The organism is Burkholderia stagnalis (assembly GCF_039848545.1).
Lineage (GTDB): Bacteria > Pseudomonadota > Gammaproteobacteria > Burkholderiales > Burkholderiaceae > Burkholderia > Burkholderia stagnalis.
The window spans coordinates 2,546,789-2,562,958 of sequence record NZ_CP156686.1; the positions used below are offsets into that span (position 1 = coordinate 2,546,789).

The window sequence follows — 16,170 nt, forward strand, 5'->3', positions numbered from 1 at the left end:
TGTCAGACGGCGTTGATCCGGTAGATCGGGAAATACGACTGGATCTTCCCGTTCAGGTAATCGGCCGCCAGTTTCGGCACCTCGTCGAAATCGAAGATCTCGGTCGGCTCCTGGCCGATCCAGCCGGTCGATTCCTGGAAGTCGCGGATCGTGATGCTGTCGTCGTAGCGCCATGCGTGCGTATGGATGTGCAGGCGGCGGTTGATGCATTCCGTCGCGCGCAGGTTCCACAGGCGCATGCCGGTCTTCCAGCCGACCGTCGTCACGATGCCGGTGCGGCCGACCACGCGCATCGTCGCGCGATACAGCGCGCCGCCGAGGTTGTCGAGGAAGATCGCGACGCCGCGCCCGCCGCTCAGCTCGGCGATCGTCTCCGCGAACACGCGCTCCGACTCGCGGTAGCTCGCCTGGTACTCGGGATCGCTCTTGTAGCGTGCGTCGTCGTACGCGAGGTTCGGGAACTTGCGGCGGTCGACCGGCGTGATGCCGAGCTTCGCGAGCTCCTCGAGGCGGCGGTCGTTGCTCGCCGTCATCGCGACGCGAAAGCCCTCGCGCTTCGCGAGCTGCAGCTCGGCGAGCGTCGTGCCGCCGCCCCAGCCGAACACCAGGTAGTCGGCCGGGTCGACGTCCGGCAACTGCGAGCGCCAGCACGCCGACGCCACCTTCCAGTTGTCCCACGCGGTGAAGTAGCGGCCGTAGGTCGCCCATTGCAGCAGCGAATGGCGGCTGTCGGTCGGCACCGGCACGAGGTTGTCGGCGCGCATCTTCGTGCGCTGCGCCATCACGCCGATCGTGCCCGGCGCATCGTACGCGTAGACGAGTTCCGCGAACCCGTATTCGTCGCGCTTGCCGAACGGCATCACCATGCAGATCTCGCCTTCCGTCAGCGACGTCACGCCGCTGCCGCGCTCCGCGATCCGCACCAGCGCCCCGTTGCCGAGCACGATCTTGTCCTCGCGGCGCTGGCGGCAGATGTCGACCGGGTTGCGCGACAGCGCATGGTCGAGGTTCGCTTCCCACGACCCGTACAGCGGCTCGACGAGCACCTCGTCGGCGGCCAGGTCGGCAAACTCGAAGGTTTCGCGCCGCAGCTCGCCCGCGACGGGCGCGTGCTGCTTGCCCGGTTCCGGTCCTGCGTAAAGCACCCATGCATCGGTCTTGATCATCGTCATTCCTCGGTTAATGACTAGGTGGCATGCCGAACGGTTCGCGCCGCTCAGCGCGCCAGGGCCTGCTCCAGTGCCGCCTCCACGTCGGCCGCTGCGGCGACCTGCCCGAGCTTCGGGAAGATCTGCGTCAGCGCGAAGTGCTGCGCGTCGGTCGACGACGTGCTCACCGCGTTGCTGACGACGACGACGTTGTAGTTGTTCTCGTAAGCCTGGCGCGCCGTCGATTCGACGCCGATGTTGGTCGCGATGCCGGTCAGCACGACATCGGTGACGCCGCGGCGGCGCAGCTGCACGTCCAGGTCGGTGCCGGTGAACGCGCCCCACTGGTGCTTCGTCACGACGATGTCGGACGGCTGCACGCCGAGCGCCGGCGCGAACGCGCTCCAGTTCGGGTCGAGATTCGGCGGCGCCGACGGCGCGTCGGTCTTCACCTTCAATGCCACGCCGCCGTCCGGCTGGTAGCTCGTGTGCACGTAGATCACGGGCAGCTGCAGCGCGCGGAACGCGGTGGCGAGCTGCACCGTCGTGGCCACCACCTGCGCGCCGGTGTAGGGCACGACCGGCAGCGACACGATGCCGTTCTGCAGGTCGATCGCCACCAGGGCAACCGTGCGGTTGAGCGTCGGAATGGACATGTCGAAAGCCTCACTTTTGTTGTGGAACGGAAGAAGACGCCGCGCCGTCGAGATGCCGGCTCGACGCCGCGTTGAGCAAGAGCAGCACGCTGATCACGGCCAGCACGATGGCCAGCTCGCGCAAGCCGCGATCGCTCGCCGGATGGCCGAGCGCGAGGCCGACCAGCGCGAACGACAGGCTGCCGCCGACGTACTGCGCGGTGCGGTACAGCCCCGACGCGGTGCCGATCCGGTCGTGCGGCGCGCTCTGGTAGAGCGTCGCCTGGTTGCCGAGGTTGTTGAAGCCGTTCGGCACGCCGAACACGATCGACAGCAGCACGATCGACCAGACCGGCAGGCTGCTGGTCATCAGGCTCATCACGACGCTGCCGACGCACAGCATCGCGGAGCCGATGATCAGCACCGGCCGCGAGCCGCGGCGGTGCGCGATGCGGGTCGCGAGCATCGTCGCCACCGTGCCGATGCCGGCGATCGGCAGCATCACGAGGCCCGCGTCGGCCGCCGACAGGCGCTTCGCCTCCTGCAGCCACATCGGCAGCGCGTAGAAGATCGCGTAGAACACCGCGTAGGTGCCGATGCAGCGCAGGTAGGTGCCGAGCAGCGCGCGGTTGTCGGCCAGCATGCGGATGTCGATCAGCGGCGTCGCGGCCTGCCGCTCGCGATGGATCAGCAGCGGACACAGCACGAGCGTCGCGGCGAGCAGCAGCCAGTCGGGCTCGCGCGACACCGACTGCAGGAACAGCAGCAGGCTCGCGAGCGTCAGCACGAACAGCGCGACGCCGGGCAGATCCAGTTCTCGCAGCGTGGCCCGCAGCGTGCGGTGCGCGGACGCGCCGCGCCACGCGGGGTCGGCCGGGATCCACAGCCACGCGAGCAGGAACGCGGCCAGCACGATCGGCACGTTGATCCAGAAGATCGCGCGCCAGCCCGCGAACTGCACGAGCGCGCCGCCGAGCGGCGGCCCGAACGCGACGGCCACCTGCGCCGCGACCGAGATCGCACCGAGGCCGCCCGTCGGCGTCGCACCGTTCGCATGCTGCTGCGACCACGCGCGAATCATCGCCATGCCGGCCGGATACGCGGCCGACGTGCCGAGGCCGAGCGCGACGCGCGATGCGATCAGCCAGCCGAGCGTCGGCGCGAACGGCGCGAGCGCCGACGCGGCCAGCACGATCGCGAGGCCGATGCAGAAGATCCGCTTCGCGCCGAAGCGGTCGGCGAGCCGCCCCATCGTCGGCTGGCCGACGGCCGTCGCGAGATACAGGCCCGACACGAGCCACATCGTGTCGGTGCGCGCATGCGCCGCGCCGGCCGGCGCGAATGCCTGCTGGATGCTGACGAGCGCGACCGCGATCATCGACGAGTTCAGCGCGTTCAACAGCGTGCCGAGCACGATCGGGCCCACCAGCCGCGCGGGCAGGCGCGGGCCGGCCGAAGGGGCCGGTTGGGTCGCATGCTCGCGTCGATCGGGTGTCGGTTTCATGGCGTCGTCGTGTAAGGGATGTGCAACATGATTCGCGTGGTTCGCTGAATTTCGAACGTGCGTTCACCTTACCGTTTCGATTGCGTCGGATGAAATGGATTGTTGCGATGCACACATTCGTCGCTTGAATGCCGCGCATGCGGCGTGGCGTGATCGATGCGGCGCGGCAGCTTGCGTATGGCAACGCCGCCTGCCGCGCCAGCCTTGCCCGGCAGGCGAATCGGCGCAGCGCGGCGGCCTGTGCGAACGCCATGCGGGCTGCCGCGCATGAAGTGCGAATAACACCCTGGATGACAGTTTTATGCCGCAGTGCGATGCCGCATCAGAGGGGGTGCTCTAGCGGATGCCGCGATGCACCGGATAGCGCCTGCTGCGTTGCCGCGATGAAACGCTTTCGACTTGCCCGCAGCGCCGCACGCGCGCGATCGCCGCGCGGACGGGCATGGCGCGTTTCATGCATATCGCGATCCGATTCACCGGCCTGCACGTGCGCCGGCCGCCACGCCCCGTCGCGCGTCCGCCTCCGTCCGAAGGAGTGAACCATGTCTCTCGCATGCAAGGGTTTCGCCCATGGATACAGCATCTCCCGTGCCGTGACGATGTTCGCCCTGCTCTCGTTCCATGCGATCCAGCCTGCCGCCGCGCAGACGCTCGCGATCCAGGATCTCGGCACGCTGCCCGGCGGCGCATACAGCTCGGCCACCGCGATCAACGACAGCGGCCAGGTGGTCGGGCGGGCGTCGATCGCGCCGGACGGGGTGGTCATCCACGCGTTCCTGTACCGGCAAGGCGCGCTGATCGACCTCGGCACGCTGCCGGGCGGCGACGTCAGCCTCGCATACGGGATCAACGCGCGCGGGCAGGTGGTCGGCAGCGGCGACGCGGGCCCGAGCACCGTGTCGCGCCAGCCGTCGCACGCATTCCTGTACGACGGCGGCCTGATGACGGATCTCGGCTTCCCGCCGGACTTCTTCGCGAGCGACGCCGCCGGCATCAACCAGCACGGCCGGGGGCAAGTGGTCGGCACCCTGTACAACGGGCCGCACGGCGAGGGCCATGCATACCTGTACGACAACGGACACTTCCATGACCTCGGCTCGCTGCCGGGCTACTTCGACAGCAGCGCGACGGCGATCAACAACCGCGGGCAGGTGGTCGGCACGGCCGGGCGCGGCGCGCACATTCACGAGCCGCCCCATGCGTTCCTGTACGACAAGGGCGTGATGACCGATCTCGGCACGCTCCCGGGCGGCAAGTACAGCTATGCGAACGCGATCAACGATCGCGGCCAGGTGGCGGGCGACGCGACCGTCGCGAGCGGCAGCACCCATGCGTTCCTGTACCAGCGCGGCACGATGATCGATCTCGGCACGCTGCCGGGCGGCAGCTACAGTTCGGCGACCGGGATCAACAACCGCGGGCAGGTGGTCGGCTTCGCGGATACCGCCGACGGGGACATGCACGCGATCCTGATCGAGAACGGCGTGATGACCGATCTCGGCACACTGCCCGGCGGCCATCGCAGCCAGGCGGCCGGGATCAACGAACTCGGCCAGGTGGTGGGCGAAGCCACGACGTCGACCGGTGCGACGCACGCGGTGATGTGGAGCCGGTAGGGCCTGGTCACGCTAATAACGGGCTTGCGAACGTCCTGCCGGCTGTCCCCCAAGGGGACTTCCTTCGGGGCGCGTGCAAGGAGCACGGAACGCCGTTTGGCCGAGCCAAACAAGTGACGCGCGACGCCGCAATGCGGCCGGCAAGGCGCGTTCAGTGCAACGCAGCGACGACGCCGGCGAGCGGCATCTCACGCACGATCACGCACTCGCCCGCGACGCGCCGCGCCGAGCCCGTGCCGGCCGCCACGACGAGGCGCGCGTTCCCGCAATCCGGGCCGCCCTGGTCGATGACGACGTCGCCGCCCGCGGCCGCGAAGCCCGCGTGGCGCACCACGGTCGGCGCGATGCCGGCGGTGGACATGTCCTCCTGCATGCCGCAGCGCAGCGGGAAGTGCCGCGCGACGAGGCGCGGCGCCGCTGCGTCGCACACCGCGTAGGCATAGAGGCCCGTCGTGTCGAGGCGCGTGCACAGCGCGTCGCGGCGCGCGGGGTCGAGCGCGATGTCGCGCAGCGCGGCCGGGTCGGGCAACGCGACGAACAGCTTGTCGCGCGGCGCGCCGATCGAGCGCGCGAGCGCCGCGCCGGCCGCGCGCAGCGCGTCCGGGTTGCGCAGGCCGAGCGCGGCCAGTGCGTCGACGAGCGCGTCGCCGTCGACCGGCTCCGAGCCGCCCGCTTCCTGCAGGTACGACCAGCGCCCGTGCGCATCCTGCTCGACGCGGATCGGTGCGCCGCCGACGTCGAACACCTGCGCGGCTGCGCCGCCGTCGCGCGCGGCGAGCCACGCGGCCGCGGCGAGCGTGCCGTGACCGCAGAACGCGATCTCGCCGCCCGGCGTGAAGAAGCGCAAGCCGCTTCCGCGCGGTGTCGCGTCGCGCCGGATCCAGGTGACTTCGCATTGCAGGCGGTCGGCCGTCGCTGCGCAGGCGTCGACGTCTACTCGTTCGTGCGTGCTGGTTGCGAACACGATTGCGGCGTTGCCGCGTTGCCCGTTGATGCTGAATGCGTGAACCCGTGCGGCATGCGTGATCATGTCGGGTGCCTTGTATCGGCAAGGGGGTTGAAAGGGTCGGGAATCGGGCGGTATGTCGAGCCGACGGTTACGTCGCGCGTCGTCTGGCGATGCCGGGAACGGTTGTCGATGGCTTGAAGCATGCCTGATTTTGTCGCAGCGTGGATTCTCGGTGAACGTGGGACAGGCTGTCGGCGCTCGGCCAAGAACGGTCAGAGAGAGTTCACCCCTATAAGCGACGCTCACCATTTACATGCGGTATGCTGAGCACGTTTCCTGGCTACTTGTTCTTTCATTCTGCTATTGATGGCGGCAGATGTCGCCCGTGACGATAATTGACGTTAGGCCCATTCACACAAATCACCATAAGAGCATTCAATGCGACCGGATCAATCAGACTTCTTAGCGCATTTCACTAAAGGTGATGACGCCTACCAAAAATTGATCTCGATATTAAATGACCAGAACCTGAAATCATCACCACTACCCTGGACCAAGCGTCCAGCGGTCTGCTTTACCGAGTGCCCTTGGTCTAGCCTGCTTGAACATGCACAACAGTACTCGCCCTACGGAATTGGCTTTACAAAACCTCATGTCTTTGCGGCAGGCGGCGGCCCTGCCTTCTATGTGCGGCCAGACCATTTCGAAAAACAACAGTGGGAAAGCGATCTTTATACGTTTGTAACTCCGTTTGCTCCAACATACCGCCCGGAGCATCTTAAAGAACAAAAATATCTCAACGGGAAAACTATCGACTATAGTCATGAACGCGAATGGCGCGTCCCCCATGACTTCAAATTTGATCACAACAGCATCCAATTTATAATTCTCGATACATATGAAGATATGGCGAAGTTCCCGAAACATTTAAAGGATTCCATTGGAAGAGAGAAATTTATCTTTATGGACATGTACAAAAAGATTGAAGATCTCTGGCCGACGCACCTCATCGGAAATAAGCGGTAATCCACGGCTAGCCCAACCGTTGGCTCAAAGCAGACGTTACCAAGGGTCTTAGCTTCGCCATTCTCTTGACCCTTACCGGTACTCTCCACCCATCGGGCTCCGGGGCAGGCTAATCTGAGGAGTTGAACGTCCGCTCTCCTAGAGATTCATGGACCACTCCGGGTCGGTTGCGGAAATTCGGAGCGGCAAGAGGGCCTGCAGATCGCCGACCAGGGACAAGTCGCTGATTGGGCCATGATCGGATGTCCGACACAACGGGTAAGATCGCCGATTATCGATATAGGACACGCTAGCTATGGCCCGCACACACGGACACGGGAATCCAAACTGGACGCGCGACGAGACAATCCTCGCGCTTGATCTCTACTTCGATCTAGATGGAAGGATTCCATCTGGTTCCGATGAACGGGTAAAGGCGCTATCCGAAGTGCTTCGTCGATTTCCTTATCACGCAGAGGCATCAAGGAAAGATTCTTTTCGAAACCCCGATGGCGTGGCATTCAAACTCCAGAATTTGCGGCAGATTGCGACTGGCAAGGGGTTAGGGAACGTTTCAGAAACAGATCGCGCAGTGTGGTCCGAGTTTGGGGCATCGTCCGCAGTGGTGAAATCACTGGCTAACCTTATCCGTGCCGGCGTCACCGCATCCGAGTCAGCCAAACCATTGAAGCTCGATACCGAGTTCGCGGAGGGGCGTGTAATCACCGAATTACATTCGCGCCGGGAGCGAGAGCCAAAGTTAAGAGAACGACTATTGTCATCAAGGCGTGGCAGTGGGAAGTTGTTCTGCGAAATGTGTGACTCTCCGCCGCTTTCCACCAATACGGTACTTGAGGAAGCTCATTTCGAAGCCCATCACATCATTCCACTTTCAAGTACGGGCATCCGAATCACGCGCCTCTCGGACTTGGCTCTACTCTGTGCAAACTGTCATCGCCTGCTTCACCGAGCAATCGCCGTTGAAAAACGCTGGCTTACCGTCGCCGAGGGGAGAGCAATATGCGGCATCCAATCTGCGGGCCGCTCACCCCATCGATCGAGTGGATCTTGAGCGTCCGCTTTCACAAAGCTTGACCGACCCAATTGGGTCGAACAGCAACATCCACGCCCCGTTACTATCTTCACGCCCCGATAATCGGGGCTTTGGCCAGCCGGGCCCGGCATGATTCCCGCCCCCAGTCGTAGTCATGATCCGGGGGGTGTTGTCACCGGGCCTGGTGGGTGGCTGGTGATCGCTGATAGGGGTTTGGCCGGGATATCCCGACGCCGTCCGTAACGTGGATGCCGAGACTTGCCACCGTTGTTGCAGGCCAATCCGTTCACTCTGCATAAACTGCGATGCAAGAAACCCAACAACATGGCGCCGTCGATGTCTTCATTGGCGTCGACGTCGGTAAAGGCCAGCATCACGCCGTTGCACTCGATCGGAACGGCAAGCGTCTGTACAACAAGGCGCTACCCAACGACGAGGTAAAGCTGCGAGCCCTTATCACCGAGCTCAAGACTCATGGTCGACTGCTGTTCGTCGTCGATCAGCCTTCCACCATCGGTGCGCTTCCTGTAGCCGTCGCCCGTGCCGAAGGCGTACTCGTCGCCTATCTGCCCGGACTGGCCATGCGCCGCATCGCTGATTTGCACGCAGGCGAGGCCAAGACCGATGCCCGCGACGCCGCGATCATCGCCGAAGCCGCTCGCTCGATGCCACATACGCTGCGCTCGCTTCGACTGGCCGACGAGCAGCTCGCCGAACTCACCATGCTCTGCGGCTTCGATGACGACCTCGCCGCTCAGGTCACGCAAACCAGCAACCGCATTCGCGGCTTGCTTACGCAGATCCATCCGGCGCTCGAGCGTGTTCTCGGACCGCGCCTTGACCATCCAGCGGTACTCGATCTGCTTGAGCGCTATCCGTCGCCAAGCGCACTTGCTGCTGCCAGCGAGAAGACGCTCTCCAACCGCCTGACCAAGCTCGCACCGCGCATGGGCAAGAACTTGGCGGCAGAAATCGTTCAAGCGCTGAACGAGCAAGCCGTGATCGTGCCCGGCACGCAGGCTGCCACCATCGTCATGCCTCGTTTGGCCCAGCAACTTGCCGCCTTGCGCAAGCAGCGTGACGAAATCGCCGCCGAAGTTGAGCGGCTGGTGCTTGCTCACCCTCTTTGGCCGGTCCTGACCAGCATGCCGGGAGTCGGCGTCAGGACCGCCGCCAGACTCCTGACCGAAGTTGCCCACAAAGCCTTCGCTTCGGCCGCCCACTTGGCGGCCTATGCTGGCCTTGCCCCGGTAACCCGGCGCTCAGGCTCGTCAATCCGTGGCGAGCACCCATCCAGACGGGGCAACAAGGTGCTCAAGCGAACCTTGTTCCTCTCTGCCTTCGCGGCCTTACGAGACCCAGTCTCGCGGGCCTATTACTCGCGCAAGATTCAGCAAGGCAAGCGCCACAACCAGGCCCTCATCGCACTGGCACGGCGACGCTGCGACGTCCTGTTCGCCATGCTGCGTGATGGCACCATTTACCAACCCAAGTCAGCCCCTAACGCTTGACGAAAGACATAGGGGCCCCCCCCGAAGAACCCACCATTTCCACAGCGCATCGCACATCAACCAACCGTCTCCCCATCCCTACCAACCAGAAACCACGTATTAAGCTCCCCGATCCCCTTCGCGGCGATCGTCCCGCGCGCCTCGCACACGAACGCCGCGCCGAGCCGCTCACGCGTCGCATCCGTCACCTGCACGCGCCCGGCCACCCCTTGCGATTCCATCCGGCTGGCGAGATTGACCGCCTTGCCCCACAGGTCGTAGATGAACTTCCGCTTGCCGATCACACCGGCCACCACCTCGCCACTGTTGATACCGATTCGCAGTTGCAGATCGCCGCCCCTGAGCGCATTGAAGCGCGCCATCGCGTCGATCATATCGAGCGCCATGTGCGCGGCCCGCGCCGCATGATCGGCCACCGGCTCCGGCAGCCCGGCCGCCGCCATGTACGCGTCGCCGATGGTCTTGATCTTCTCGAGGCCGCGCCGGTCGGCGATCGCGTCGAACTCGGTGAAGATGTCGTTGAGCATCTCGACGAGCTGCTCGGCGCTCATCCCAGCCGCGAAGCCCGCGAAATCCACGATGTCGGCGAACAGCACCGACACCTCCGGGAAGCGGTCCGCGATCACCTGCGGGAAACGCTCGGGCATCTCGTCGAGGTGGGCCTTCAGCCGCTGCGCGATCGGATAGGGCAGCATGTTCAGCAGCAGCCGCTCCGACACCTTCTGCTCGGCGACGACCTTCGCATACAGCCGCTTGAGCTCGTCGCCCTGCTCGCGCAGCGTGCGGTTCAGCACGCGCACCTCCAGCATGTTGCGCACCCGCATCAGCACTTCGGCGAGATCGAACGGCTTGCTGATGAAATCCTTCGCGCCGGCCTCCAGCGCGCGCAGCTTGTGCGCGGGCTGCGCGGTGATCACGATCACCGGCAGGTAGTTGTCCGCCTCGAGCGCCTTCAGGCTTTCCATCACCTGGAAGCCGTCGGTGCCCGGCATCTGCAGGTCGAGCAGGATCAGGTCGTAGCAATGCGCGCGATGCAGCGCATGGACCTCGGCGGCATCCATCGTCGACGACACGTTCACATAGCCGGCCCGGCGCAGGATCTGCTCGAGCAGCAGCACGTTCACTTCCAGATCGTCGACGATCAGGATGCGCGCGCCGAGGATCGCCGCGGGTTCGCTCATGATGGGCCGCCCCACGCGCGATGCGCTATGGCCTGCCGTCCGCCGCCGCGACGGCTTCGGCCAGCGCCTGCATGAACTGGTCGATGCGGATCGGCTTGGTCAGGTAGCGGAAGAAGCCCGCTTTCAGCCCCTTTTCGACATCGCGCGCCATCGCATTCGAGCTCAGTGCGACGACAGGAATGTCCGCCGTCTCCGGCTGCGCGCGCAAGCGCGCCAGCGCGTCGATGCCGCTGATGTCGGGCAGGTTGATGTCCATCACGATCACCCGCGGCCGCGCGCGGCGCGCAAGCTCGACGCCGTGCCCGCCGGTCGCGGCGCTCAGCATGCGCAGGTCCGCGCGCCGCGCGACGAGCTGCTCGACGAGCTTCAGGTTCGCGGGGTTGTCCTCGATATAGAGCACGGTGTGCGCAGGCTGGACGGCGGCATCGCCGCCGATCGCATCGCCGGCCGGCGCGGCGGGCTGCTGCACGGCGGCGGCCGACGCGCATTCCGGGGCCGGCGCCGCGTCGAGTTCGATCCAGAACACGCTGCCCTCGCCGACGGTGCTGTCAACGCCGATCGCGCCGCCCATCAGCTCGGTCAGCCGCTTGGCGACCACCAGGCCGATGCCGGTGCCTTCTTCACCGCCGGCTTCCTGCCCGAGCCGCTCGAACGGCTGGAACAGCCGGCCGAGCTGGTCGGGCGACAGGCCCGGGCCCGTGTCGCGCACGCTGATCCGCACCCGGCCCGGCGGATGCGTCGCACATTCGACGTCGACCGTGCCCGCCGGGCGGTTGTACTTGACTGCGTTCGACAGCAGGTTGACCACGATCTGCTTGACGCGCGTGCGGTCGGCGCGCACGTGGGTGAGCGGCCCGACCGGCGCAAAACGCGCATCGATGCCGCGCTGGCGCGCCTGCGGCGCGATCATCGACGCGCATTCGTCCAGCATCTCGCTCAACGGCACCGCCTCGATCGACATCGGCACCTGCCCCGATTCGATCCGCGCGAGGTCGAGCACTTCGTTGATCAGCTCCAGCAGATGCCATCCGGCCCGCAGAATCTGGTCGATGCTCGCCTGTTGCGACGGCGTTGGCGGCGGCGCGTCGGACGCCATCAACTGCGCAAAGCCGAGGATCGCATTGAGCGGGCTGCGCAGCTCGTGGCTCATGCTCGACAGGAAATCGGACTTCGCGCGGTTCGCGCGCTCCGCGGCGGCCTGCGCCTGCTTCTGGTCCTCGATATCGGTCTCGGTGCCGAACCACTTGACGATCCTGCCGTCGCGATCCCGGTACGGCAGCGCGCGGCACAGAAACCAGCGATACCCGCCGTCCGCGCTCCGCAGCCGGTACTCCGTCACGAACTCGTCGCCGGTCGCGATCGCGTGCGCCCAGCGGTCGTACACGGGCTGCAGGTCGTCCGGGTGCACGAACGGCGACCAGTTGTCCCAACCCTGCGCCTGGCTGAGCGTGATGCCGCCGAAGTCGAGCCCGCGCTGGTTGACGAAGTCGATCGAGCCCGTCGGGTCGGACGTCCACACGATATGGGGGATCGCATCCGCGAGCGCGCGAAAACCGCGCTCGCCGTCGATGGCCTCATCCGCCTCGCGGGGCGATTGTGCAGACGGATCGGCTTGGTGCATTCGCATGATGGTTTCCCGGATCGCGCACGGACGCACCTTCAGTTTAGGACTCCATGCTCAGGCCCGATGCCCCGAAATCGGCCCCGCCTCGCCGGTCAGGTGCAGCACGCTGTCGATCCACGCGAGGAAGGTCGAGAACGTGAAGTCCGACCATTGCTCGGTGCGGAACGCCTTCATCACGGGCGTGTCGGCCGGGTCCCGCTGGTTGAGCAGGTCGGCGACGAAGGTGCCGATGTCCGCGTCGATGCCGTTCTCGTGGATGCCCGAGCCGGTGAAGCTGACGGCCGTCACCTGGTGGTTCGCGATGAAGCCGTTGCGCGCCCACGGCATGAAGTAGCCGAAGTTCGGCAGCGGGTTGATCGTCTGCTTCAGCACGTCCAGCTCGCGTTCGAACATCGCGAGCGACAGCGCGTCCTTGGTCGCGTCGTCGGGCGCCGCGATCACCGCAGGGACGAACGCGCGATAGTGGTACGCGGCGATGATGCGGTCGCGCTGGTAGCTCGAGAAGCCGAAGCGGTCGTGCGGAAAGGTTGCCGACAGCGCCGCGTACGCGCTGCCCATGTTGCCGGGATCGAAGTAGCGCGTGAGCCGGGCGTTCACCGTGATCATTCCATCGGGCGCGTCCATCCCCCATTCGCTGCGCGCCCTCGCGTACAGGCCGACCGACGGGTGGGTCGCCGGATCGGCGTCGAAGGGCGTATTGAAGACCGTGCCGGCGTCGTTGAGCAGCGAGCTGTGCGCCTGCGGCTGCAGCGTGGCGCGCAGCGTCGCGTAGTTGGCGAGCGTGCCGTAGCCGCCCGCGCTCATCCCGTACACGAGCAGCCGGCCGGGCTGGCCGAGGCCGTGCGCGACGAGCCATTGCGCGACGGCCTGGATGTTCTTCAGCCCGCTGTAATGCTGCACCCGCCAGTCGCCCGACGGCGACGTGTAGCTGCGCACCGCGCTGCCCATGTGGATGTCGCCGGTGCAGTACGGCACGAACACCTGCGTCCAGTCCTGCGTCTCCACCTTCGGTTCGCCGACGAGGATGTGCGCGAGGTCCATCCGCGTCATCAGCGGCGACAGGAACGACGCCTTGATGGTCTGGCTGGTGGTGCCGTTCATGTAGTTGTGCGGGATGCCGTCGGGGTTGAAACCGCCGAGGCCCGCTTCCGGGCCGGTGGCCGTCTGCGTGCAGGTGCCGTGGTCCCAGCACGCGCCGCCCGGCTCCATCATGTACAGCAGGTTGTCCGACTGCGCGCGGTTGATGTAGAAGCGCATCGGCGTGCCGTTGCCGCACGACGCGCCGCTGCTTTCCGGCAGCGTCACTTCGTACCACGAATAATAGGGAATCGCCGGGTCCGGCGCGGCGGTGCCGGCCGCGTGGCCGTTCAGTGCCGCGCAGCCCAGCAGGGTCGCGACGATCAGACGCGTCAGGCGTCGTGCTGTGGACATGCCCCCTCCTTTTCTATCGACGTGATGGGATCGCCGCGCCCCGCGCGGCGCGATGCGGCCGGCGCTCAGTGCGGGCCGGCCGGTGCGGCGCCGTCGAACAGCTCGACCCGCAGCGCCTGCAGGCGCTGCGCGATGACGGCCTGTTGCAACGCGGGATCCGGCACGCTCGCTTGCGCTTGCCGGACGATCTCGCGGCTCTGCTGCGCGTACGCCAGATAACGCGGGTCCTGCGCCGGCGACGGGCCGACGGTCTGCCGCGCGTAGGCGTCCCACTGCTCGCGCATCGACCGGATCGCCGCGCCGCGCGTCGCGGCATCGGCATGCACGTCGGTCAGCAGCGCCGCGCCGAGCGCTTCCGCCTGCACCGGCACGATCTCGTGGCGCGCGACGTGCTCGGGCAGTTCGTCGAGGATCCGGCGGGCCAGCGCGGCCCGTTCGGCGTCGGGCAGGCTGTTGCGGCCGTTGCCATACGCGGCGACCGTGTCGCGAAAGCGCGCGAACGCGACGATGCGCTGCAGTTCCGCGTCGGCGTCCGGCCGCGCCGCAAGGCTGCGGCGCAGCGCGTCGAGATCGAGCCGGCGTTCTTCGGGGCCGGGCGCGGCCTGCGCCGGGCCATCGGCCGGGCCGTTCGGTACGTTCGCGGCGGTCGCCGCCGGTGCACCGGACTGTGCCGCGCTCGCCTGCAGCGGCGACGCATAGCGCCATGCCGCGACGACGGCGACGATCGCCGCCACGATGCCTATGCGCCGCCAGAGTCTGCTGTTCTTGTTCACGACGTCTCCTCGATGGGCCGTGCCGCGCTTCGTGGGTGCATCCGCGAGTAGGTTCTAGGTCGAAACCCGCGCATCGTCAAAAGCGGTTCTAGAACCGGCGCACTAGAGCGGCGCGGCTCGCCGGCGCCGAACGGGCCGCGCGGGCACGCGCCGCATGCCGCCCGCGCGGCACTGCAGCGACGCGTGCAATGCCCGTGCGGCGGCGCTTCGCGCGGGCGCGGGCGAGGCGCGCCGCCGCGCCTAGCAAGCGCCGGTCCAGCGCCGTGCCAACGCGCCGGCCGCCCGCGCGCATGTGCAATGCGATTGGCCGGATCGGACCCATCGATCGACCCGCTGCGCGCTTGGTCCGCGCCCCACCCGGCCCTATGCTGGCTGCCATCCCGCATCGCACGATCGATGCGCCGAACGCCCGCCCCCCAACCGAGCCAGGTCAATGAACCGCGCAGATCCACCGCCTTTCGCGCCCGCCGCCCGCGATTACGCGTACTACCGCGACGCGCTCGCAGGCCGCGCGCTCCCCGCCGCCTTCGTCGACCTCGATCTCGTCGACGCCAATCTCGCGGACCTCGCGCGCCGCGCGGGCGGCCTGCCGATCCGCCTCGCGACGAAATCGGTCCGCTCGCGCGCGCTGATCCGCTCGGTGATGGAAGCCGGCCCGTTCATGCGCGGCCTGCTGTGCTACTCGGCCGCCGAGGCCGCGTGGCTCGCGGACGGCGGCTTCGACGACATCGTCGTCGCGTATCCGACGGTCGAGCCCGCGCACCTGCGCGCGGTCGCCGCGCAACGGCGGCAGCAGCGCACGATCACGCTGATGGTCGACGACGCCGCGCAGGTCGACCGCATCGACGAGATCGCGCGCGCCGAGGGCGTCGTGATCCCGCTCGCGATCGATCTCGACATGTCGTCGGCGTTTCCCGGCCTGTACTTCGGCATGTACCGCTCACCGGTGCGCGACGTCGCCGGCGCGCTCGCGCTGGCGAACCACATTGCGCGGCGGCCGGGCGTGCGGCTCGACGGGCTGATGGGCTATGAAGGCCAGATCGCCGGCGTGATGGACGCGGTGCCGGGCAGCGCCGCGCGCAACGCGCTGCTGCGCTGGCTGAAGCGGCGCTCCGCGCGGGAAATCCATGCGCGCCGCCAGGCCGTCGCACAGGCGCTCGCGGCGGCCGGCCACACGCTGCGCTTCGTCAACGGCGGCGGCACCGGCAGCATCGAGAGCACGCGCGGCGACGCATCCGTCACCGAGCTCGCGGCCGGCTCCGGCCTCTATGCGCCGGCGCTGTTCGATCACTACGCGACATTCCGCGCGCGGCCCGCCGCGGGTTTCGCGCTGCCCGTCACCCGGCATCCGCAGCCCGGCATCGTCACCTGCTCGGGCGGCGGCTACATCGCGTCCGGCCCGGCCGGCGCGCACCGTCTGCCGCGGCCGTGGCTGCCGGCCGGCTGCACGCTGATCGGCAACGAAGGCGCCGGCGAAGTGCAGACGCCGCTGCGCGTGCCGCCCGGCGTCTCGCTCGCGATCGGCGAGCCGGTGCTGTTCCGCCATGCGAAAGCGGGCGAGCTGTGCGAGCGCTTCAACACGCTGCTGCTGATCCGCGCGGGCCGGGTGGCCGGCGAGGCGCTCACCTACCGGGGCGAAGGCAAGAGCTTTTTCTAGCGAACGGCGCGGCCGTTTTCCCGCCGCGCGCGGCGCAGCATGCGCGCGGCACGTCATTCACGCATCGGCAACGAGGACACCC

General features: G+C 67.1%; 13 protein-coding genes. 5 read left to right on the top strand and 8 right to left on the bottom strand.

Annotated elements, in window-relative coordinates; all coding sequences use genetic code 11:
- Nucleotides 1–2: 2 nt before the first annotated feature.
- Genes ABFO07_RS28115 through ABFO07_RS28125 form a run of 3 tightly spaced genes read right to left on the bottom strand, consistent with a single transcriptional unit; the run spans nt 3 to nt 3,287 of the window.
- Entirely contained in the window at nt 3–1,166 is a 1,164-nt protein-coding gene (locus tag ABFO07_RS28115; protein WP_060270167.1) for a quinone oxidoreductase family protein, read from the bottom strand.
- Between the two features lie 50 nt (nt 1,167–1,216).
- Nucleotides 1,217–1,804: a hydrolase gene (locus ABFO07_RS28120; RefSeq protein ID WP_347468999.1), complete on the bottom strand. Its 588-nt coding sequence runs from the start codon at nt 1,802–1,804 to the stop codon at nt 1,217–1,219.
- Nucleotides 1,805–1,814: 10 nt separating this feature from the next.
- Nucleotides 1,815–3,287, bottom strand: coding sequence for an MFS transporter (locus ABFO07_RS28125; RefSeq protein ID WP_347469000.1), 1,473 nt, complete (start codon nt 3,285–3,287; stop codon nt 1,815–1,817).
- A 542-nt stretch (nt 3,288–3,829) separates the two neighbouring features.
- Between ABFO07_RS28125 and ABFO07_RS28130 the strand changes: the two genes are divergently transcribed.
- Nucleotides 3,830–4,903 (top strand): HAF repeat-containing protein, encoded by a 1,074-nt coding sequence (locus ABFO07_RS28130; RefSeq protein WP_059564322.1) that lies wholly within the window; start codon nt 3,830–3,832, stop codon nt 4,901–4,903.
- Between the two features lie 151 nt (nt 4,904–5,054).
- Here the strand turns inward: ABFO07_RS28130 and ABFO07_RS28135 are convergent, their stop codons facing one another.
- On the bottom strand, nt 5,055–5,933 hold the full coding sequence (locus ABFO07_RS28135) for a PhzF family phenazine biosynthesis protein (protein WP_347469001.1): 879 nt from the start codon (nt 5,931–5,933) through the stop codon (nt 5,055–5,057).
- Nucleotides 5,934–6,290: 357 nt separating this feature from the next.
- Between ABFO07_RS28135 and ABFO07_RS28140 the strand changes: the two genes are divergently transcribed.
- The 3 genes from ABFO07_RS28140 (at nt 6,291) to ABFO07_RS28150 (ending at nt 9,422) form a co-directional block, all read left to right on the top strand.
- Nucleotides 6,291–6,878, top strand: coding sequence for an abortive infection system antitoxin AbiGi family protein (locus tag ABFO07_RS28140; protein ID WP_124484334.1), 588 nt, complete (start codon nt 6,291–6,293; stop codon nt 6,876–6,878).
- A gap of 295 nt (nt 6,879–7,173) precedes the next feature.
- Nucleotides 7,174–7,929, top strand: a complete 756-nt coding sequence (locus ABFO07_RS28145) for an HNH endonuclease (RefSeq protein ID WP_081063088.1) — start codon at nt 7,174–7,176, stop codon at nt 7,927–7,929.
- A 287-nt stretch (nt 7,930–8,216) separates the two neighbouring features.
- Nucleotides 8,217–9,422 carry an IS110 family transposase gene (locus tag ABFO07_RS28150; protein WP_347469002.1) on the top strand — a complete coding sequence of 402 codons (1,206 nt, stop codon included), beginning with the start codon at nt 8,217–8,219 and terminating at the stop codon, nt 9,420–9,422.
- A gap of 56 nt (nt 9,423–9,478) precedes the next feature.
- On the opposite strand, the gene ABFO07_RS28155 is transcribed toward ABFO07_RS28150, so the two are convergent.
- From ABFO07_RS28155 to plcR, 4 genes are all read right to left on the bottom strand, one after another.
- A complete protein-coding gene (locus ABFO07_RS28155; protein WP_347469004.1) occupies nt 9,479–10,603 on the bottom strand; it encodes an adenylate/guanylate cyclase domain-containing protein in 1,125 nt (374 codons plus the stop codon).
- A gap of 25 nt (nt 10,604–10,628) precedes the next feature.
- On the bottom strand, nt 10,629–12,230 hold the full coding sequence (locus tag ABFO07_RS28160) for a hybrid sensor histidine kinase/response regulator (protein ID WP_347469005.1): 1,602 nt from the start codon (nt 12,228–12,230) through the stop codon (nt 10,629–10,631).
- 51 nt (nt 12,231–12,281) lie between these two features.
- Nucleotides 12,282–13,658, bottom strand: a complete 1,377-nt coding sequence (locus tag ABFO07_RS28165) for a pectin acetylesterase-family hydrolase (protein WP_347469007.1) — start codon at nt 13,656–13,658, stop codon at nt 12,282–12,284.
- Between the two features lie 65 nt (nt 13,659–13,723).
- Nucleotides 13,724–14,431, bottom strand: a complete 708-nt coding sequence (gene plcR / locus ABFO07_RS28170; protein ID WP_059907577.1) for a phospholipase C accessory protein PlcR — start codon at nt 14,429–14,431, stop codon at nt 13,724–13,726.
- A gap of 433 nt (nt 14,432–14,864) precedes the next feature.
- Here plcR and ABFO07_RS28175 point away from each other — a divergent pair, with 433 nt between their 5' ends.
- On the top strand, nt 14,865–16,088 hold the full coding sequence (locus tag ABFO07_RS28175; RefSeq protein ID WP_347469008.1) for an amino acid deaminase/aldolase: 1,224 nt from the start codon (nt 14,865–14,867) through the stop codon (nt 16,086–16,088).
- Nucleotides 16,089–16,170: the final 82 nt, after the last annotated feature.